22 protein-coding genes are annotated in these 21167 nt (G+C 38.4%); 20 read left to right on the top strand and 2 right to left on the bottom strand.

Annotated elements, in window-relative coordinates:
• Positions 1 to 158: 158 nt before the first annotated feature.
• From AC5YGI_RS03395 to AC5YGI_RS03365, 7 genes are all read left to right on the top strand, one after another.
• Positions 159 to 842, top strand: a complete 684-nt coding sequence (locus AC5YGI_RS03395; protein WP_110009168.1) for a TIGR02117 family protein — start codon at positions 159 to 161, stop codon at positions 840 to 842.
• 3 nt (positions 843 to 845) lie between these two features.
• Complete coding sequence (locus AC5YGI_RS03390) at positions 846 to 1490, top strand: murein L,D-transpeptidase catalytic domain-containing protein (RefSeq protein ID WP_330745562.1); 645 nt, start codon at positions 846 to 848, stop codon at positions 1488 to 1490.
• A 46-nt stretch (positions 1491 to 1536) separates the two neighbouring features.
• Positions 1537 to 1989: an SRPBCC family protein gene (locus tag AC5YGI_RS03385; RefSeq protein ID WP_330745563.1), complete on the top strand. Its 453-nt coding sequence runs from the start codon at positions 1537 to 1539 to the stop codon at positions 1987 to 1989.
• Between the two features lie 401 nt (positions 1990 to 2390).
• The gene (locus tag AC5YGI_RS03380) at positions 2391 to 2642 is read left to right on the top strand and encodes a hypothetical protein (protein ID WP_330745564.1); all 252 of its coding nucleotides are present in this window, start codon (positions 2391 to 2393) and stop codon (positions 2640 to 2642) included.
• A 60-nt stretch (positions 2643 to 2702) separates the two neighbouring features.
• Positions 2703 to 3791, top strand: coding sequence for an efflux RND transporter periplasmic adaptor subunit (locus AC5YGI_RS03375; RefSeq protein ID WP_110009172.1), 1089 nt, complete (start codon positions 2703 to 2705; stop codon positions 3789 to 3791).
• A gap of 28 nt (positions 3792 to 3819) precedes the next feature.
• Positions 3820 to 6942, top strand: a complete 3123-nt coding sequence (locus AC5YGI_RS03370; RefSeq protein ID WP_496167516.1) for an efflux RND transporter permease subunit — start codon at positions 3820 to 3822, stop codon at positions 6940 to 6942.
• Positions 6923 to 8374, top strand: a complete 1452-nt coding sequence (locus AC5YGI_RS03365; RefSeq protein ID WP_137905889.1) for a TolC family protein — start codon at positions 6923 to 6925, stop codon at positions 8372 to 8374. The genes AC5YGI_RS03370 and AC5YGI_RS03365 overlap by 20 nt, the downstream gene beginning before the upstream one ends.
• 244 nt (positions 8375 to 8618) lie before the next feature.
• On the opposite strand, the gene AC5YGI_RS03360 is transcribed toward AC5YGI_RS03365, so the two are convergent.
• Positions 8619 to 9047, bottom strand: coding sequence for a cold shock domain-containing protein (locus AC5YGI_RS03360; RefSeq protein WP_002981005.1), 429 nt, complete (start codon positions 9045 to 9047; stop codon positions 8619 to 8621).
• Positions 9048 to 9731: 684 nt separating this feature from the next.
• Between AC5YGI_RS03360 and AC5YGI_RS03355 the strand changes: the two genes are divergently transcribed.
• Positions 9732 to 10487 (top strand): SDR family oxidoreductase, encoded by a 756-nt coding sequence (locus AC5YGI_RS03355; RefSeq protein ID WP_227944156.1) that lies wholly within the window; start codon positions 9732 to 9734, stop codon positions 10485 to 10487.
• Between the two features lie 81 nt (positions 10488 to 10568).
• Here AC5YGI_RS03355 and lgt read toward each other — a convergent pair whose 3' ends face one another.
• On the bottom strand, positions 10569 to 11405 hold the full coding sequence (lgt, locus tag AC5YGI_RS03350) for a prolipoprotein diacylglyceryl transferase (RefSeq protein ID WP_496167568.1): 837 nt from the start codon (positions 11403 to 11405) through the stop codon (positions 10569 to 10571).
• Between the two features lie 131 nt (positions 11406 to 11536).
• Here lgt and AC5YGI_RS03345 point away from each other — a divergent pair, with 131 nt between their 5' ends.
• The 12 genes from AC5YGI_RS03345 to AC5YGI_RS03290 all read left to right on the top strand — a co-directional run bounded on the left by AC5YGI_RS03345 (position 11537) and on the right by AC5YGI_RS03290 (position 21094).
• Positions 11537 to 11752: a hypothetical protein gene (locus tag AC5YGI_RS03345; RefSeq protein ID WP_496167515.1), complete on the top strand. Its 216-nt coding sequence runs from the start codon at positions 11537 to 11539 to the stop codon at positions 11750 to 11752.
• A gap of 125 nt (positions 11753 to 11877) precedes the next feature.
• Complete coding sequence (locus AC5YGI_RS03340) at positions 11878 to 13629, top strand: cbb3-type cytochrome c oxidase subunit I (RefSeq protein WP_496167514.1); 1752 nt, start codon at positions 11878 to 11880, stop codon at positions 13627 to 13629.
• A gap of 11 nt (positions 13630 to 13640) precedes the next feature.
• Positions 13641 to 14630: a cbb3-type cytochrome c oxidase subunit II gene (locus AC5YGI_RS03335; RefSeq protein ID WP_496167513.1), complete on the top strand. Its 990-nt coding sequence runs from the start codon at positions 13641 to 13643 to the stop codon at positions 14628 to 14630.
• A 2-nt stretch (positions 14631 to 14632) separates the two neighbouring features.
• Positions 14633 to 14914 (top strand): hypothetical protein, encoded by a 282-nt coding sequence (locus AC5YGI_RS03330; RefSeq protein ID WP_454511718.1) that lies wholly within the window; start codon positions 14633 to 14635, stop codon positions 14912 to 14914.
• Entirely contained in the window at positions 14911 to 15318 is a 408-nt protein-coding gene (locus AC5YGI_RS03325; protein WP_110009181.1) for a cytochrome C, read from the top strand. Before AC5YGI_RS03330 ends, AC5YGI_RS03325 begins: the two co-directional genes overlap by 4 nt.
• Positions 15319 to 15514: 196 nt before the next feature.
• The gene (locus tag AC5YGI_RS03320) at positions 15515 to 15838 is read left to right on the top strand and encodes a low affinity iron permease family protein (RefSeq protein WP_496167510.1); all 324 of its coding nucleotides are present in this window, start codon (positions 15515 to 15517) and stop codon (positions 15836 to 15838) included.
• Between the two features lie 55 nt (positions 15839 to 15893).
• The gene (locus AC5YGI_RS03315) at positions 15894 to 16262 is read left to right on the top strand and encodes a hypothetical protein (RefSeq protein ID WP_446106490.1); all 369 of its coding nucleotides are present in this window, start codon (positions 15894 to 15896) and stop codon (positions 16260 to 16262) included.
• 106 nt (positions 16263 to 16368) lie between these two features.
• Positions 16369 to 17064, top strand: coding sequence for a VIT1/CCC1 transporter family protein (locus AC5YGI_RS03310; protein ID WP_110009184.1), 696 nt, complete (start codon positions 16369 to 16371; stop codon positions 17062 to 17064).
• Between the two features lie 222 nt (positions 17065 to 17286).
• The gene (locus AC5YGI_RS03305; RefSeq protein ID WP_330745572.1) at positions 17287 to 18606 is read left to right on the top strand and encodes an aspartate kinase; all 1320 of its coding nucleotides are present in this window, start codon (positions 17287 to 17289) and stop codon (positions 18604 to 18606) included.
• A gap of 267 nt (positions 18607 to 18873) precedes the next feature.
• On the top strand, positions 18874 to 19656 hold the full coding sequence (locus AC5YGI_RS03300; protein WP_496167509.1) for a hypothetical protein: 783 nt from the start codon (positions 18874 to 18876) through the stop codon (positions 19654 to 19656).
• Between the two features lie 95 nt (positions 19657 to 19751).
• Positions 19752 to 20486, top strand: a complete 735-nt coding sequence (locus AC5YGI_RS03295) for a DUF6597 domain-containing transcriptional factor (RefSeq protein ID WP_446106488.1) — start codon at positions 19752 to 19754, stop codon at positions 20484 to 20486.
• A 71-nt stretch (positions 20487 to 20557) separates the two neighbouring features.
• The gene (locus tag AC5YGI_RS03290; RefSeq protein ID WP_496167508.1) at positions 20558 to 21094 is read left to right on the top strand and encodes a dihydrofolate reductase family protein; all 537 of its coding nucleotides are present in this window, start codon (positions 20558 to 20560) and stop codon (positions 21092 to 21094) included.
• Positions 21095 to 21167: the final 73 nt, after the last annotated feature.

Genomic DNA, 21167 nt, shown 5'->3' with positions numbered 1-21167 from the left:
TATTCTTTTAGGAGCAGTTTTTACTCTTATTTTAAACCTTTTTTGGGATTTAGTATTTTTACGCATATTTATGAATATTTCGTAACTAAATATAGCCATTTTTTCGATTAAAACAAATACTTTTACGAAAAATTAAAGATTAAATTTTATTAAAAAACATGACTGTGAAAACGATATTAATGTATATCCTGAAAGTGCTAGGAATTATTTTAGGAATTGTGATTATTTACGTAATCCTTGGGCTGCTGATTCCCTATATTCCCGTTTCAGCAAAAGATGACGGACAGAAGAAAGAAATCCCAATCTATATTTATACCAACGGAGTGCATACCGATATCGTAATGCCCGTAAAAAATGACCTTCAGGACTGGAGCCGGAAAATTCCTTTTGCCAATACAAAATCAAAAAAAACAGATTATCAGTATATAGGAATAGGATGGGGAGACAAAGGGTTTTATCTTGATACTCCTACTTGGGCAGATCTGAAATTTTCAACAGCCATAAAAGCAGCATTCTGGCTAAGTGATTCCGCAATGCACTGTACCTATTATAATACGATGAAAGAAGGCGACGACTGTAAAATGATTATGATTAGCAGAAATCAATATCAGAATCTGGTAAAATTTGTAGAAGATAAATTTGACAGAGACCAGAACGGAAACTTCATGTTGATTCCAACAGATGCCGTGTACGGTGATAATGATGCCTTTTACGATGCAAAAGGAACTTACAGCTTTCTTTATACCTGCAATACCTGGAGCAATAACGCTTTAAAAGCTGCAGGACAAAAGGCCGCACTTTGGACCCCCTCAGATTTCGGAATTTTTCAACACTATAAATAATACATGAAGAGGATTTATCTGTTGTTCATTATCTTTTTGGTGGGTTCATGTTCCCAGGAAAGGAAAAGCAATACAATAATAACCAATAGACCTCTGGCGGCAGAAAAGAAACCTGAAGCCGATCTTTCCAAAATAAAAAGTAAAGCGAAAGAAGCATTGAAATTCTGTGATTCAAAGAATCTCAGCAAAGACTTCTGCATTCTTATTGATATGAGCCTTCATTCCGGTGTTAACCGTTTTTTTATCTGGGATTTTAAAAATAATAAGATTTCGAAACAATATCTGGTAGGACATGGCTGCGGTTCCAATTCATGGAGTAAAGATGATTCTAAAGCCAATCCGGCTTTCAGTAATGAAGACGGAAGCCATCTATCCTCTTTAGGGAAATATAAGCTTGAAGGAAGAGGCTACAGCGACTGGGGAATCAATATCAAATACCTGATGCACGGTCTCGAAGAAACCAACAATAATGCTTTAAAAAGATTTATTGTCTTTCATTCATGGGATATGATGAGCGATAATGAAGTTTTCCCAAACGGATCTCCCGAAGGATGGGGATGCCCGACTGTTTCCAACAACGCCATGAAAGAAATTGATCCGATGATTCAGAAATCGGGAAAACCTGTACTGATGTGGATCTATAATTAAATCTTTACCTTTGTTTCATAACAATCGTGTTAACTGATTCCACCTTATGAAACATACCCTTTTCCGCGAACAACAGCTCAATTGTGATATAGAAACGGCCTGGAAGTTCTTTTCCTCAGCCAACAATCTTTCAGAAATTACTCCGAAGGACATGGGCTTCATTGTATTGACAAAAATGGAAAACGATGAAATCTACGAAGGAATGCTCATCGATTATTATGTGTCACCATTGTTCGGTATCAAAATGAAGTGGCAGACCGAGATCACCCACGTTGATTTCCAGAAAAGCTTTATTGATTTTCAGAAAAAAGGACCGTACAAATTATGGAACCATCATCATGAATTTATTCCCAATGAAGAAGGTGTTCTGATGAGAGACACCATAGATTATGAACTTCCCATGGGATTTTTAGGTGAAATTGCCCATCGCCTTTTCGTCAGAAAGAAACTGGAACATATCTTTGATTACCGTTTTAGAATACTGAGCAAATTGTTCTAAATACTCAATAGAAATGGGCTTTAGCCCGTTTGGATAAAAAAAACAAAATTTAGAGTCAAAACTTAAAAGAGTCAATAATCAGATATATTACATCGCTTATTTTATTCTGAATTGCAGAGTATATTCTCTGCGGAATGGCAGACTGCATGAATAAACTTCGCGGTCAATTGCCATTCCGCAGGAATTCAAATACGAATGAGTAGAATTATTCACTAATTGTTTAAGTTTTTTTAACAATTCCATGGCCGGATTTTCCAGGAGAAATGCCTATTTTTGCACAACTATCGTTTTTACTGAAAAACTAAAGTATTCTGATTGACATGGCAGGTCTGAGGTCATTTTTCTTATTCTATATCATACTGGTTTTTTCCCTTTTCAATTCGAATTGGGCGGAAAAATCATTGAGAAATATCCCTCATGTTCCTCCTGTAACCAATATTCATGTTCTGGATGTTTACGAGGAAGCAGATATGAACACGCATGCGCTGCCTGCTGCCTCAAAAATTGTAAAACATTCAGTTAAAAAAAATGATTCTGCCATTGCAGACTTTTCAGGAATATTAAAAGTTATTCCAAAAATTTCCCTTCCTGAGATTGCGGTTTCCACTATTTGTGGTGTTAAATCCTTTCTCCATCTCCTCCAGCTGTATTAGGTTTAAGTTTCTGAATGCCAAATCATTTTAACGGAAATCTTATAACTTAAACATTTAAAAATGTATTTTAAAACTGTAATAATTTGCATTCTTGCAACATTATTCGCTGTGTCATGCAGTAAAGACAAGAAAAAAAACAATCAAAAAGATAAAGAAGTTCCCGTACTGGAAATCAAGGAAAAAGATACATTGGTGAGCAACCAGTTTGTCACTGATATCCAGGCTAAAAAAAACGTTGAAATGCGTTCCAGAATCGGAGGTATTATCCAGCATATCTATGTTAACGAGGGACAGTTTGTTCAGCAGGGACAGGCTTTATTCAAAATTAATGATGCTGAGCTGCAGATGGAACTTCTGAAAGCCAATGCAGCATTAAAACAGACTGAGGCAGACGTTCGTATTGCAGAAGTAGAGCTGAAGCAGATTCAGAGTCTTCATGCCAAGAAATTTGTAGCCAATAACGAGCTGGAAATGGTAAAGGCAAAACTGTCTTCAGCAAAGGCAAAACATGCCTTTGCCGATGCAGAAAAAAGAACCGTTCTTCAGAAAATAAGTTTTACAAGAATTACAGCACCTTTTGATGGAGTGATTGATGTGATTCCTCATAAAGACGGAAGTTTAGTGGAAAACGGAACTTTATTAACCACCCTTTCACAGCTGAACGAGGTGTATGCTTATTTCTCCATTCCTGAAAACCTATACTTTGAACTTTTAGCTAACGATAAAATCGGAAATCATCAAAAAATTGAATTGACGCTGCCTAATGGAGTCAATTACCAGTTCAACGGAGCTTTGAAAACAGCCGAAGGGGAAATCGACAGAACCACTGGTTCTATTCGATATAAAGTGCTTTTCCCGAATCCGGACCGTTTGATCAAACACGGTACTTCCGGGAAGCTTATCATTTCCGAACAGCAGGATAATGCGATCCTTATTCCACAAAAATCGACCTTCTCCATTCAGGATAAGACCTATGTTTTTGTTGTGGATAAACAGAATAAAGTGAAAATGACCAATATTAAGATCGGAACTACCCTGAGAGATTCTTATATGGTGGAAAGTGGTCTTAAAAAAGGAGATTTAATCATTTATGAAGGAACTCAGTCTTTGAAAGATGGAGATATCATCAAAATCAAAAAGAAGTATTAACCTTTCATAATCTTTAAATCAATCAACTATGGTAGAAATGTTTATAAGACGAAAGGTTCTTTCGTTGGTTATTTCCATATTATTTGTATTGCTGGGAATTATGGCATTGCTGAAAATGCCGATCACCCAGTTTCCCGATATTGTACCGCCTTCAGTAACCGTTACAGCAAAATATACAGGAGCGAATGCCGAAGTGTCTGCCAATGCGGTGGCTCTTCCTTTGGAACGTGCGATCAATGGAGTGCCGGGGATGACGTACATGTCCACGGTAACCTCCAATGACGGTCTTACCCTTATCCAGGTGTTCTTTGAAGTAGGAACAGATCCTGATGTGGCAGCAGTAAACGTTCAGAACAGGGTAACCACTATTCTTGATGAACTTCCTGAAGAGGTAATCAGAGCCGGGGTAACTACTGAAAAAGAGGTGAACAGTATGCTGATGTACCTTAATATCACAAGTACAGATCCGAGCCAGGATGAACAGTTTATCTATAACTTTACGGATATCAACGTCCTTCAGGAATTGAAACGTATTGATGGAGTAGGACGTGCTGAAATTATGGGACAGAAAGAATATTCGATGAGAGTATGGCTGGATCCTCAGAAAATGGCAGCGTACAATATTTCTGCAGATGAGGTAATCACTTCCCTGCAAAAACAGAATATTTCAGCTGCCCCTGGAAAAGTAGGGGAAACCTCTGGTAAAACCTCAAGCCAGCTTCAGTATGTTATCAAATATAAAGGAAAGTTTTTTGAGCCCAAACAATATGAAGAAGTTCCCATCAGATCTGATGTGGACGGAACCATTTTAAAGCTTAAAGATATTGCGAAAGTGGAATTCGGAGCCATGAACTACGGAATGGTTTCCAAAACAGACGGAAGACCTTCTGCATCCATTATGATGAAGCAGCGTCCCGGTTCCAACGCATCTGAAGTGATTGAAAGCGTAAAGGCAAAAATGGAAGAATTAAAAGTCACTTCCTTCCCTCCCGGAATGGAATATAACATGGCTTATGATGTTTCCCGATTCCTTGATGCTTCGATCAGTGCGGTACTGACAACCCTTATTGAAGCCTTTATTCTGGTAGGAATTGTAGTATTCATCTTCCTGCAGGACTGGCGTTCCACATTAATTCCTGTACTGGCTGTACCGGTAGCATTGGTCGGAACTTTTGCATTCATGAATATGCTGGATTTCTCTGTCAACCTTTTAACCCTTTTTGCGTTGGTTCTGGCCATCGGAATTGTCGTTGACAATGCTATTGTCGTCGTTGAAGCCGTCCACGTGAAAATGGAAGAAGGAATGAATGCGATGGATGCCACCATCAGTGCCACCAAAGAAATTGCAGGAGCGGTAGTAGCGATTACGATCGTTATGTCTGCGGTATTTATTCCTGTGGCTTTCCTGGATGGTCCGGTGGGAGTATTTTACCGTCAGTTTTCATTAACGCTGGCCATCAGTATTGTCATTTCAGGGGTGAATGCATTGACACTTACTCCGGCACTTTGTGCTATTATTTTAAAACCTCATGACCACAATAAGAAGAAAACGATTATCGACAGGGCTTTCCAGAGTTTCAATACCGGATTTGAAAGACTGACGAATGGTTATGTAGGTATTTTATCAAAATTTGCCACAAGAACTACAGTAACTTTCGGACTGTTATTTCTATTTGTAGGACTTACTTTTGTGACCAGCAAATTCCTGCCGACAGGATTTATCCCAATGGAAGACCAGGGAATGGTATATGTAAGTGTTACCACTCCGCAAGGCGCTACAGTGGAAAGAACAGAAAAAGTACTCGATGAAGTAACGGTTATTGCCAAAAAAATTAAAGGAGTAGAAAACGTGACCACGCTTGCGGGGTACAGTATCGTAACTGAAATTGCAGGCTCTTCTTACGGAATGGCGATGATCAACCTGAAAGACTGGAAAGAAAGAAGTATTTCAGTAAATGATCTCATTGCAGAACTTTCTGATAAAACAAAAGGTATTGCTGATGCCCAGATAGAAATCTTTGCACCGCCAACCGTTCCCGGATTCGGGAATACCAGTGGTTTTGAGTTGCGTTTGCTGGACAGAACCGGAGGGACAATTGAAAATACAGATAAGATCACCAAGGATTTTGTTAAAAAACTCAATGAAGCGCCCGAACTGCAGAACAGTTTTACCAGTTTTGATGCCACTTTCCCGCAGTACATGATCAATGTGGATTATGATATGGCAGCGAAGAAAGGTGTTTCGGTAGACAATGCGATGTCTACGCTGCAGACGATGCTGGGATCTTACTATGCTACGAACTTTATCCGTTTCAGCCAGATGTATAAAGTGATGGTGCAGGCGAGTCCGGAACACAGGGATACACCTGAAAGTATTCTGAATTTATATTTAAAAAATGATAAAGGCGAGATGGTTCCTTTTTCCACTTTCATTACTATCGAAAGAGTATACGGTCCTGAAGTGCTTACAAGGTACAATATGTATATGTCGGCCATGATCAATGGAGAACCCGCAGACGGTTACAGCTCCGGGGATGCCATTGCTGCTGTGGAACGTGTAGCCAAAGAATCTTTGCCAAGAGGATTCGATATTGAATGGTCAGGAATGACAAGAGAAGAAATCCTATCAGGAAACCAGACCGTTTATATCTTCGCGATCTGTCTTTTATTCGTGTACCTTTTATTAGCGGCACAGTATGAAAGTTTCCTTCTTCCAATGCCGGTATTATTAAGCCTTCCGACAGGAATTTTCGGTTCCTATATCGCTTTGGTAATAATGGGCCTTGATAATAATATTTACGCCCAGGTGGCGTTGGTCATGCTGATCGGACTTCTGGCCAAAAATGCCATTCTGATTGTAGAATTTGCCGTGGCAAGAAATAAGCAGGGATTTGATATCATTCCTGCAGCTATTGAAGGGGCAAGGCAGCGTCTGAGACCGATTCTGATGACCTCTTTTGCATTCGTAGCAGGACTTATTCCTTTGTGTATTGCATCAGGAGCCGGAGCCATTGGTAACCGTTCCATTGGTATGGCAGCAGCAGGAGGAATGCTGATTGGAACCATCTTCGGACTGGTGGTGATTCCGGGACTGTATATATTCTTTGCAAAACTTGAAAATAAGAAGAAAAATGAAAAGATTAAATCATAGAAATATATTGTACGGAATAGCATCACTGAGCCTTGTTTCGTGTGCTGTTCCCAAAGTAACGGAGCTGAAAAAGGCTCAGCAATTACCAGAAGAGATTATTAAAGCAGATCAAAATAAAAACCCTGATGAGTTCCGGCAGATCAACCTGAAAGCTTACTTTACGGATCCGCAGCTGCTTGAGCTTTTTGATAAAGTAGTTCAGGCAAATCCCGATTTTCAGATTGCCCGGCAAAGGGTGGAAATTGCCAACAGCTTCCTTCAGAGATCAAAGATGGATCTGCTGCCATCCCTTGAAGTGGGAGCAGAGGTTTCCGGTAATCATTATGGAAAATATACAATGGAAGGTGTGGGAAACTATGATACCAATCTTTCGCCTAATATTACGGAAGACCAGAAAATCAATAGGGATTTTACTCCTAACTATTGGCTGGGAGCAAGAAGCAGCTGGGAAATTGATGCCTGGGGAAAGCTGAAAAATAAGAAGATTGCTGCGCAGAAGAAATATCTCGCTTCAACGGAAGGATTAAGATTATTGCAGGTAGAGCTTTTCACCGATATTGCGAATCTCTATTATCAGCTGGTTGCTTTAGATAACCGTCTTGCGATTTATCAGAAAAACTATAAACTTCAGCAAAGAGCCTTTGAAATTGTTCTGGCCCAGCGTGAAGTGGGAAAAGCTACGGAATTGGCAGTTCAGCAGTTTAAAGCCCAGAATAACAACTGGCTGGCAGAGATTGAACACATCAAAGTGGAAATCGTTACAGTAGAGCAGGCGATCACAACATTAACGGGAAGCTATGGCGGAGAGGTGAAGCGTGGTAAAATACTGATGCCTACCAATATGGAAGTATTAAATAAAACCATTAATGTAGAAAATGTGATCCATTCCAGACCGGATGTAGCTGCCAATTATTATGTTTTAGAAGCTTCTCAGGCTGATGCAAAGGCTGCAAGAGCTGCTTTTTATCCCAAGATTGATCTGGGGGCCGGTTTCGGACTGAATTCTTTTTCCGTTGAAACCCTGTTTAAACCAAGTTCACTGGCCGGACAATTGTTGGGAGGATTAATGGTTCCTGTTTTCAATAAAGGGCAGCTGAAATATGAATTTAAGGTAGCGAGCAAAGAGCAGGAAATTGCCTTTTTAAACTATCAGAAAAGTATCACAACAGCTTTTAATGAACTGCAGTCCATCCTGAAACAGACCAAGATCTATGAACGTGTTCTGAAACTGAAATCAGAAGAAGTAGGCTTTCTCGACCGTGGTGTTGAGGTTTCCAATGATCTGTACCTTACAGGATACGCCAACTATTTTGAACTGATCAATTCACAGAAGAGCAAATTAACTGCTGAACTGGATTTACTGCAGTTCCAGCATCAGAATACCAGAAATAACGTCCTGCTGTTTAAAGCACTGGGAGGGAAACTGGATTAATTTTACTTTTTTTACGATGAAGGAAGCTGTCTTTTCAGGCAGCTTCTTTTATAATGTAATCAAAGGTTACGGATTCCCGTAATGATCATTGAGATAATTCCGGCATATTGCGTTACAATCTAACTTTTTATAAGTTAACTTTTTTTTATATGTCCCTAAAAAAAGAGACTGTCCTAACGGGCAGTCTCTTTGTGTATGGTTTAAAATGAATCTGTTGTCAGAACAAAATCACTTTTAGTACATATTATTTAACAAGCTGAATTTCAACAGCAGAAAATCCTTTAGGAGATTTCTCTTTTTCGAAAGATACTTTGTTTCCTTTTTTTACAGGTTCTGCACAGTTGTTATTGTGGAAGAAGATGTTTTCTTTGGAATTATCTTCCGTAATGAAACCATATCCTTTTTCGCTCAGGAAAGTAACAATTCCTGTTTTTCTTGGATCTTCTTCAATAATAGGTGCTGCACCCAACTGAATATCATCAAGATTTACTTCCTGTCTTTGTTCAGGGGGAGTAGATGTTAATCTTCCGAATTCATCCACGTACATGAATACATCCTCCATGTCCTTCCCTTTGTTGTTGTTCGTTTTACGTTCTTCGCGTCTTAGCGCCTTTTCTTTTTGCTTTTGAATTTTTTTCTTGAAATTTTCCTTTTTAGAAAAAGAATCTGCCATAAATTATTTTTAGTATTTAGTTTCTATAAATTAATTGGTTCAATCTGGTCTGCATCAGACCTATAAAGCCTGCCGATGTTTCCTGTCTTGGATATTTCCAATCATACAGAGCTTTAAAATTCCGACAAGTATTGTTCTTTAATAGAAGAATAAAAGTTAAAAAGATGGCTGCTCAAAAGGCAAAGACTGAATAAAAAATATTCGGGTCGTTACAGAAAACAAAGTAATGACTTGGTTTATTAATATGCAAATATACAACAATAAAATGAATAATCAGGTTTTAAATGATTGATTATCAGAAATGGTTTTAATTGATGCTTGTGTTCTGTATGAAGCAGTACATAAAATTGTAATAATAGCATAAAAAAATCCTCAGAAGTCTGAGGATTATAAAAAAATATATTAAAAATGAAGTGGTGGTGCGTGATACGGGAGGAAGGTATCAAATGTTATGCCTAAAATTGAGTCAGGTTTGGGAATTATATAGAAGTGTTTAACTGAAAAGACCTGTCCCGAAGTGTATCTGGTTGGTAAATAGCATTCTATTAAAAACTATTGTTTACATAAAATAATAAACATTTTTTATTCGGTTTAAATGAATAAATAAAAATTCCCGAAAATTTCACCATGTTGAGGCCATTTTTATTATTGACCTTTGTTTTATTAACATTTAAATATAAAAACATGTCAACACAAAATGTACAGGGAAAAGTGGTTTTAATTGCCGGAGGAGGTAAAAACTTAGGAGGATTATTAAGCAGAGATTTTGCCACAAAAGGAGCAAAGCTGGCTATCCACTACAACAGCGAAAGCTCAAGGGCTGAAAGTGAAAAAACATTGGCTGAGGTACAGGCATTAGGAGCGGAAGCATTCTTATTTCAGGGAGACCTTACCAAAGTAGATAATATCACGAAGTTTTTCGATGAAACTATTTCCCGTTTCGGAGGAGTGGATATTGCCATCAATACTGTTGGGATGGTATTGAAAAAGCCATTTTCCGAAACAACGGAAGCTGAATATGACACCATGTTCAATGTAAACTCGAAATCTGCGTATTTCTTTTTACAGGAAGCGGGTAAAAAACTAAACGATCACGGAAAAATCTGTACGATTGTTACTTCATTGCTGGCAGCATACACCGGGTTGTATTCTACGTATGCAGGAGCAAAAGCACCGGTAGAGCATTTTACAAGAGCGGCTTCCAAGGAATTTGGGGCAAGAGGTATCTCTGTAACGGCAGTAGCGCCTGGTCCGATGGATACTCCTTTCTTCTACGGGCAGGAAACTGACGATGCAGTCGCTTATCATAAGTCTGCATCCGCATTGGGTGGGCTTACCGATATTAAAGATATTGCTCCGCTGGTAGAATTCCTGGTAACAGAAGGCTGGTGGATTACCGGGCAGACCATATTTGCCAACGGCGGATACACAACAAGATAGTATTTGTAAATCCATTTAAAAAAAGAAACTCACTGAAAACAACTTTCAGTGAGCTTTTTTATGGTAAAAGAAATAAGGAAATTAAGTGGTTTTAACCTTTCCTTTCTCCAGTATACTTTTGATCATAAAGAATAATCCGAGAAGAACAAACGGAATGCTCAGAAGCTGTCCCATATTTAAGCTCATTCCATGTTCGAATTCTACCTGATCCACCTTGATAAATTCAATCAGGATTCTCATAATGAAGATCAGCAGAATGCTTATTCCGAAATAAAACCCTTTTCCGATCTTAAAAATATTCTTCCTGTAGATCAAATAAACAGAAAGGAAAATGATAAAATAAGAGATGGCCTCGTAAAGCTGGGCCGGATGTCTCGGAAGATCATCAACCTGTCGGAAGATAAAAGCCCATGGAACATCGGTAGGAGTTCCTATAATTTCAGAATTCATAAGATTGGCCAGCCTGATGAAAGTACCACCCAGCGGAAGTACAATCGCTATGGCATCCAGAACGGTCATGAATGGGATAGAATATTTTCTTGCATAGATAAGAAGCATAATCACCAGGCCAATACCGCCGCCATGGCTGGCAAGACCTGCAAATCCCGTAAAATGATAGACACCATCCGGCCCTTTCTGAATCGGTAAAAATATTTCAAGCGGATGCTGTGAATAATAATCAAAATCGTAAAAAAGGCAGTGTCCCAGTCTTGCACCCACCAGAATTCCTATTAATGCATAAGAGAATAAAGCTTCGTGAGCTTGTGAACTAAGGCCTTCTTTTTTATAAATTCTTTTTAAAATATTAAGTGATAAAACAAGTCCCGCAAGGAATAATAATCCGTAATATTTTATGGGAAGTCCAAAGATATTGACGATTTCGGGATTAATATCCCAGTTGATATATAATAAATTCATTGCTGCAAAGATAAGAAAATAGGATTTTCCGGGGAGAATGGTACTGCTCAGGAGTTCTATGATCTGAGTCATAAAGCGTTAGCGCGATGTTGTCTACATTTGATGCTACACACACCACAAAATTTAATAGTATGAAATTCATTGTATCATTCATTGTACTTGCCGGCTTTTTTGTCGTCAGCTGCAGCAAAAAAGAACCTCAGACACAACGGACCAATACAGATACCATTATGGCATCTGACAGTCTTACTTCCGGCTCTGCTCAGATTTCACCGGACTCGGCAGACCAAACACCTACGGTGGACAGCTCTGCGTATGACGTAGATTCTATTAAAAAAAGTAAATAATCATATTTACAGCCACTGACGTTTTAAAAGACGGGACTGATCTCTGTTAAAAAAGGATCAGTAAAGAATTCTATTAAGAAAATAAACCAGAAAAGCATGATTCATTAACCCATAATAATACTGTTATGGCTGATATCTCATTATTTAAAGAAACCGGGATTCAGATTACCCTACTGCTTACTTTAATGATCATTGTAGCGGGCCTTGTCATCGTTGTTCTTAAGTTTTTATCCATCTATGCTAAAATATTAAGACGGAAAGAATCTGCCGAGACCAAAAAAGAAATAGAGAATCTTACCCCGGAAGAAGTAGCCAAATATGAGCAAAGGGAAAAAGAACTCAGCTTCAGGCTGCCGGAAAATGAGCTTTCCGGTACTTTACCTCCTGCAGATACAAAAGGCGTTGTACAAAATATCAATTCTGTAGAAGAGCTGAGGGTATTTCCTGACAAAAGAAGAACATCCTCTTTTCAGAAATATATTTCCCCTGAGTTGAGCCGTCTGATTCTTTATTTCCTGGGGGCCGCTATTTTTTGGCTTGTATTGGGAACAACATTCGGCTTGTATGCAGGGATAAAGCTTGTGGCTCCGGATATAGAGCATACCAGCTGGTTCAGCTATGGGAGGCTCAGGCCGGGACATACCAATGCCGTATTCTGGGGGTGGGCATCTTTGGCCATGCTGGGGTTTGCACATTATGTCATACCACGGGTAAGCAATGTGGAAAAATTTAATATAAAACAAGGTTATCTCTCTCTTATTCTGGTTAATGCAGCAGTTCTTGCCGGGACAATATCTGTTCTTGCCGGGGTAAATAACGGAGGTGGTGAATACCGGGAATATATCTGGCCGATTATGATCACTTTCGGAATAGGAGTAGCCCTTTCCCTGCATAATTTCTTTAAGCCTATCGCACACAGAAAAACCAAAGAAATTTATTTGTCTAACTGGTATATCGTATCAGGAACAATGTTTATCGTTATTGTCATTGTCATTGCCTATATTCCTATCTGGCAGGACGGGGTAGGAGAGACCATTATTCAGGGATATTATATGCATCAGGCTATCGGAATGTGGTTTATGATGATCAATCTGGGATTGATGTATTATTTTTTGCCGCAACAGCTCAATAAGCCTATTTATTCCTACAGTTTAGGGATTTTGGCTTTCTGGACCCATACGTTCTTTTATACCCTGATCGGAACCCATCATTTTATTTTCAGTGCGATTCCCTGGCGCCTGCAGACAACGGCTATCATTGCAAGTGCAGGAATGCTGATTCCGGTGGCTGCAGGTACAGCCAACTTCCTTTTGACATTTAATGGCGCATGGTATCAGCTTAGAACAAGCTATACGCTTCCGTTTTATTTTATGTCTATCATATTTTATTTTACAGGATCATTCCAGGGAACAGTGGAAGCGTTCAGGTATACGAATCTTCTCTGGCATTTTACAGATTTCACTGTAGCGCATTCACATCTTACCATGTACGGGATCATCACATTTATGCTTTGGGGATTTTTTTATACGCTGGTTCCGCGGCTTACAGGAAAAGAACCTCCGAAACTTTTAGTGGGAATTCATTTCTGGTTTGCACTGATTGGATTGCTGTTTTATGTTATTGCTTTAATGATTGGCGGAACACAGACGGGAGAACTCTGGATCAGGAAAAAACCTTTTATTGAAGGAGTGATCAATATGGCTCCTTTCTGGCTATGGCGGGCTATCGGAGGAACATTGATGTGGATGTCACATTTGATCTTTGCTTATAATTTCTATAGAATGGTAAGAAAAGAAGATCAGGTCAGAATTCCCGGAACGCCTGCAGAAATTCTTGCAGCGAAGAGACAATATGGAAACACAGAGTTTAATACGTAAAGATCAGCATCATGATATTTTTAAATGACCATCGAATCCTTTTCGGCTCTGCACTTTTACTTTTTGTTTCGCTTACGCTTTATATTGCCATATTGCCTGCTTTGGATAATCAAAGGATTAATAAACCTTTGCCAAGACAGTCGAAAATTCTGACAAAAGAGGAAAAGGCGGGTAAAAGAGTTTATATAGACAACGGCTGTATTGCCTGCCATACCCAGCAGGTAAGAAATGTAGAAATGGATAATGTTTTTGGGAAAAGACCAAGCATACCTGCCGATTTTGCCATCAATACCCGTACAGATTTCTGGAGAAATACAGCCAATCTGATGGGAACCCAGAGGACAGGGCCGGATCTTACCAGTATCGGGGAAAGACAGCCCAGTGCAGAATGGCATCTGATTCATCTCTATCAGCCGAGAGCAGCCGTTGAAGAATCAGTGATGCCTGCCTATCCCTGGCTTTTTATAGAGAGGGATTATCTTCAGCCCGGAGATGTTGAGGTGAAAGTTCCTGAAAAATTCCGTCCCAGATATAAAAAAATTGTGGCAGGCCCGGAAGCCCTGTTGCTTGTTGCCTATCTGAAGTCCCTGAAACAAACAGATTATACAGATAAATCTATTGTTCCGGCTTTTCTCTATAAACAGAAAAAAGAAGAAGCTGCCCAGGGAGGCAATGCCGGTTTACCGGATGGAGAAGCACTTTTTACAGCAAACTGTGCCAGTTGTCATCAGGCGAACGGAGAAGGGGTTCCCGGTGCATTTCCGCCATTGAAAGGAAGTCCTGTTGTTGCAGGAGGAGATCTTGAATTATATGTCACTATCATCATGAAAGGCTATGACCCGAGACCGGAGTTTGCAACCATGCCGCCAGTGGGTACCAATGCTAATTTTACACCTGAAGATGTGGCTGCAATCATGAACCATGAGCGGACAAGCTGGGGAAATAATGCTAAAAAGGTAACCGCTGAAGAAGTGAAAACCATAATGGATAAAATAAAATAACAATGAGAGATTTTTTTAAAAATATAACCACATTCTCTGGAATAATGTTTACAACCTATGTATCTGCCTGTGATGCCTGTAAACTTCAGCAGCCCGAGGTGACAAGAAACTTTACCCACGGAACCGGTCCGGAAAGTAACTGGGACTGGTTTATCGTAGGATTTGTCGTATTGATAACTGTACTGGCTTTTATATTTTCTGCCAAATATCTGTTCAGACCTGGCGAAAAAGATAAATCCCATATCAAATACTCCGTTTTTTCAGGTGAAAATTCAAGATCATGACTAAAGATAAAAGCAAAGTTTTTTTATTTATTGATGATGATCCGGCTCCCATTGCAGAACTGGATACTCCCATTGTTTTTGATCTGGATACCCAAAAGCTCACAGATGGTGACCATACCCTTAAAATCATAAGCCATTCACCATCAGGAAAAGAAGGGATCAGGAGAATACAGTTTACCGTAGCCAATGGCCCGGCAATACGGATAGAAGGACTTAAAAATAAAGATGTGGTGGACGGTACGCTTTCTTTAATGATCAATGCTTATGATAAAGGAAATCAGAAAAGTTTTCTGATCAATGGAAGTGAAACACCACAAACCATTCCTTTCTGGATATGGATCATTGTCATCGTGTTTGCAGCATGGGCAATTTATTATGAAATAACAAGTTACAATATTCAGTAATGTAGTCTTACCCGGGCTTTGTGTAGAAACCGTGATAAGAACAATAAAAATGCTGGAAAGAAATAATACGGTTAAAAATTGAAAACCGTAAGATCTTCTTTTAGTTTATAGATTATAGAGATTAATGTTGAAAACAGGTCATATGGAGCAATCTGTATGACTTGTTTTGACATAAGTAATTTTAAAAATAATAGTTATGATTAAAGATATTTTAGACAGATGGCAGAACTGGCCGGTGTATGTTAAAGGAACTGCTTTTTTAGGTATTGCAGGGCTTACCGTATTTTTTATCCGGAATGTACAGAATAAAGAGATAAAAGCACTTCAGGACAGGCTTGATGAATTGATGGCAGCAAGCAAAGACTCCCATAAAATAAAAGAAATACAACATCTTACAGAAGATGAACTGAAACAGCTTTATAAATTTTATAACGATCTGGAAAAACAGCACAGAGAAAAAAATATTCCTGATAACGACAGGCCGGAAAATCAGCACATGGCTTACCATAGATATAAATAGATGATCATAGAGGTACATCCTATCTCATGAAAATGAATTTCATAAATCATGCTTCATGAAAAAATATCAGACACTGGCCTATGTTCAAATGATTTATTTTCTGCTTACCATAATATGGCCATTTGTACACCTTGAAAGCTTTTTGAAAATTACTGGCCCCAAGACAGATATATGGCTGGTAAAAACGGTCAGCTTACTGCTTTTTCCTTATATCCTTCTTATTGTATATGTAGTAAGAATAAAGCAGAGCCCTTTGGTTATTCTCGCCATCATGCTCTGTTGTGCCGGGCTGGCAGGGATTGATCTTTATTATTATTTGAACAATGTGATCAAATGGACTTATATGATAGACTGTATTCTTGAAATACTATTTATTGTTTACTGGATTTTTATACTGAAAGTGGTATCAAAAATAAATCCCTGATCATCAGATAAACTATTAAACCTTTACCCATCATGAAATGTGGTAATTTAAATTGATTCTTGACGAAATATTGGGTAACTTTAGCCTGCCACCAAAAAGAAAAGTTATGCATCATCAGCTGGAAAAACATTATGTAAACAGGGTAGGCTGGCTAAGGGCAGCTGTATTGGGAGCAAATGACGGATTGTTATCCACCACGAGTATTGTCATCGGGGTTGCGGCTGCAGAACCGGAACGTCATATCATTATCCTTGCCGCATTAGCAGGTATGATTGCCGGGGCAATGTCTATGGCTGCCGGTGAGTATGTTTCTGTAAGCTCCCAGGAAGATACAGAAAAAGCAGATTTGCTCCGCGAAAAGCGTGAACTTGAGGAAATGCCGGAAATAGAGCTTAGAGAACTGGCCAAAGTATATGAAAAAAGAGGCTGTACCCAGGAAACGGCAATGCAGGTAGCTATTGAACTTACAGAACACGATGCGCTTGGAGCACATGCCCGTGACGAACTCGGAATTAATGAAATAACACAGGCCAAACCTTTGCTGGCAGCAATGGCTTCATTTGGTTCATTTGCTGTGGGAGCTTTATTGCCTTTTACCGTTTCTCTTTTGGCACCACTCAAACAAATGGTGTATTTTCAATATGGCTTTTCAATCATCTTTTTAATGCTGTTGGGTGCAATTTCTGCCAGAGCAGGAGGCTCCAGCATTAAGATAGCGGTATTAAGAATCTGTTTCTGGGGAACCGTAGCGATGGGAATTACAGCATTAGTGGGGCATATTTTCGGAGTTAATGTGGCATAAATGCCAGATAAAATGATTTTTGTTGTGAGATTAATAAAAATCCGTATATTTGCCCAGCAAAAAAAGAAAATGAACTTATCTAACCTTAAAAAAGCAAAGAAACAGAACTTACGTCGAACGTCGTGAGTCATTTTCCTTTGGTTAGAAACTAAAATATATCAGGAGCTTGTCATCACGACAAGCTCTTTTTTTTTGGAAAATATTTAACAATTTATATCTATTATGAAAGTATTAAAATTTGGAGGAACTTCAGTAGGAAGTCCGGAGAGAATCGAACAGTTATTACCGATCATCAGATCTCAGGCAGCAGATAAACACCTTGTTGTTTTATCAGCTGTTTCCGGAACTACAAACGATTTGGTAAAATTATCAGAGCTGTATGAGAACAAAGATATTGAAGCCGCTTACCAACATATTGATGTACTGTACGACAAATACAAAAAATTTGTCAATGAGCTATTTAAAACTGAAGAAGGTATTTCAGAAGCATTACTATTCATTGACAAAATATTTGATCTGTTTTATCAGTTTAAAAATAAAAACTTTAACTCCAGTGCAGAGCGTGTTATTCTGGCTCAGGGAGAAATTATTTCAACAACGCTTTTCCATTTACATTTAAAAGAAATTGAAATTCCGTCAGTATTATTGTCAGCGCTTGATTTCATGCTGATTGATGAAGATAAAGAACCGAATATCGATTATATCAGAGAACATGCAGAACGTAAAATTGCAGAATTCCCGGAGGAAACCTTATTTATCACCCAGGGATACATCTGCAGAAATGCTGAGGGTGAAATTGATAATTTACAAAGAGGAGGTTCAGATTATACCGCTTCATTACTAGGAGCAGCACTACAGGTTGAAGAAATCCAGATCTGGACAGATATTGACGGATTCCATAATAATGATCCGAGATATGTTCAAAATACAAAATCTATTGCCAGACTTAGTTTTGACGAAGCTGCCGAATTATCCTATTTTGGAGCTAAAATCCTTCATCCGCAAAGTGTTTTTCCGGCAAGAAAATATAATGTTCCCGTAAGATTGCTGGATACGATGAATTTAAGTGCGTCCGGAACTTTGATCTCCGGGGAAGCTACCAATCAAAATCAGATTGTGGCTATAGCAGCAAAGGATAATATTACGGCAATCCGTATTCAGTCTTCTAGAATGTTGATGGCTTACGGATTTTTAAGAAAGGTTTTTGAAGTTTTCGAACGTTATAAAACTCCTATTGATATGATTACTACTTCTGAAGTAGCTGTTTCACTTACCATAGACCAAACCGATTATCTTTCTGAAATTGTGAAAGAACTGGAATCTTTTTCAGCCGTTGAGATTGATAACGAACAGTCTATCGTTTGTATCGTAGGTGATTTCAGAAAAAACAACAACGGATATGCTACTATTGTTTCCGAGGCAGTAAAACATATTCCGATCAGAATGATTTCCTACGGAGGAAGTGAAAATAATATTTCACTGCTTGTTTCATCTGCATATAAGATAGAAGCCTTGAGATCCCTTCATAACAGATTGTTTTAGGAATTAAATAATTAATATTCAAATAATTGAAATAATCCAGACTACATCCCATGGTTATTTCATATGAACATTTTATAAACAATGAATCCCAGACTACAGGCTGGGATTTATTATGAAATGAAGTCACCCTGGCATGAAAGACATAAACCGTATCGGAGAATAAGATTGGGCTTAGAGTCAGCTGCAAAGGGATATTTTTGTATATTTAATATATACTATTAAAAATATTAACTAATACTTACAGATAACCTAAAGAACGAATAATCAATGATACAGCAAGAATTCGCCAACAGAGCAAAAGAGATTTTAGAACCCGACGACAATGTTATTGGATTGGCTGTTGCAGGCTCCTGGCTTACCGATGAAATAGATGAATTTTCAGATCTTGATCTTATTCTTGTCACAAAACAAAAAATTTCCCATGATAAAAATGTAATGCTTGACTACGCCAGAAAGCTGGGGGATTTTTTATCAGGGTTTACCGGGGAACATGTGGGAGAGCCGAGATTGTTGATATGCCTGTATGACAATCCGCTTTTGCATGTGGATATCAAGTTTTTAACCCTTGAAGAATTTCAGAGCCGTATTGAAACTCCGGTTCTTCTCATTGATAAGGGTGGACAACTTGCAAACATCATTCATCATACAGAAGCCAGGTTTCCCTATCCGGATTATCAGTGGATTGAGGATCGTTTCTGGATCTGGATTCATTATGCACTGTTGAAAATAGGACGTGGAGAATATTTTGAAGCATACGGCTTTATGGGATTTCTGCGCATGGTTGTGTTGGGACCGTTACTCCACATCAAAAACGGAAATTTACCTCGGGGTGTGAGAAAAGTGGAAACAGTTTTAAAAGCTTCAGATTTTGAAAAATTAAAACTTACCATTTCAGATTATAACAGGCAATCCTTATTGGAAAGTCTGAGAAATGCAGTGTCATTATATCATCACTTAAGGGCAGAACTTTTTGACAGTAAGGTACATTTGCAAAACAACACTGAAGAAAAAGTGATGAGGTATTTTGAAGAAATAGAAAACAAGCATTAGTTAAGAATAATTTGCAGCGAACATCTAAATTCTATGTTTATACAGGAGTAATTATAAAAGCTGAATGTTATAGTAATAATAAACACAGTATAAACATGCAGTACAAAAAAATAAAACCTTGTAAGGAATTAGAACCTTTTATTCATTTCTATTGGGAATTGAAAGAAAATCTGATAGAAAAACAATGGGAAAGGGTTTTCCCGGATGGCTGCGCTGGTATACTGATAAATTTGGGAAATAAATGTTTAACGGATAACGGCCTGTTCTCAATGGAATCAGGAAAGACTTATGTGGTCGGTGCCATGAATTCTTTCAAGGATAGTTTTATTGACAGCGAAACCCATTTAGCAGGAGTGTGTCTGAAACCTTCCACTTTTTCAAATTTTTACAGCTATGCCTCACAAAATGAATTGACAAATGCCACTGTTGAATTTGATAAGGCCCATTCCTTTAGTGTTGAGAAAACATCTGACAATCCTTTCCATTATTTTAACCAGTTTTTTTCCGATAGACTAAAAAACAAGAATATCCGGCTGCAGGAAGTTCTTAATCATATACATTCAACAAACGGAAAAGTAAGTATTAGCGAGCTGGCCAAAATAAGTTGTACGACTGTAAGACAGCTGGAACGGAATTTTAAAAAACTCATCGGATTATCACCCAGGGAATATTCAAATATTATCCGGTTTCAGTATGCTATGAGTTTGATTAAAAATTCAGATCAAAACCGGAGCTTATTGGAAATTGCGTTTGAATGCGGCTATTATGATCATTCACATCTTACCAACGAAATCAAACGAAATACGGGACTTGCACCTTCATTGCTTTAATTTGTCGCATTTTTACAAAGTGCAGATCGTTGTGTAGAAGTAAATTTGCTGCTATATTAAAATCAAAATCAATGCGAAAACTATCACTTTTTATTGCTATGAGCTTAGATGGCTACATAGCCCAACCCAATGACGACCTGAGCTTTCTGAAAATAGTGGAAAAAGAAGGTGAGGATTACGGGTATGCAGACTTTAATGGCCAGATTGACACTGTAATTGTAGGTAGGAAAACCTATGATTATGTGATGAAAGAAATCGGCCCGTCTCATTATGACAATGGACAACGGGATGTTTACGTAATCACAGGAACAACAAGGCCGAAAGAGGGCAGAACGACTTTCTACACAGGAGATATAACAGAATTGGTTAACCGTTTAAAATCAAGTGAAGGAAAGAATATATATTGTGACGGTGGTGCTGAAGTAATCAATGAATTATTGAAGCATGATCTGATAGACGAATTTATTATTTCTGTGATTCCTGTCTTATTAGGCGGCGGAACAAAGCTTTTTAAAGATGACCGCCCCGGGCAGGTACTTGAATATATTACTTCAAAAACATTTGAAACAGGATTGGTACAGCTGCATTATAATAGAAAAAAGGAATAGTTTTCCGATAAAACTGCGATAAGTAAAATGGGTATGGTTTTTAAAAATTTAATATATATTTAAGTATCTAAAT

Source organism: Chryseobacterium sp. CS3K3.1 (assembly GCF_059515165.1).
The sequence above is the reverse complement of the archived record's forward strand: the minus strand, read 5'-3'. Positions and strand labels throughout refer to the sequence as shown.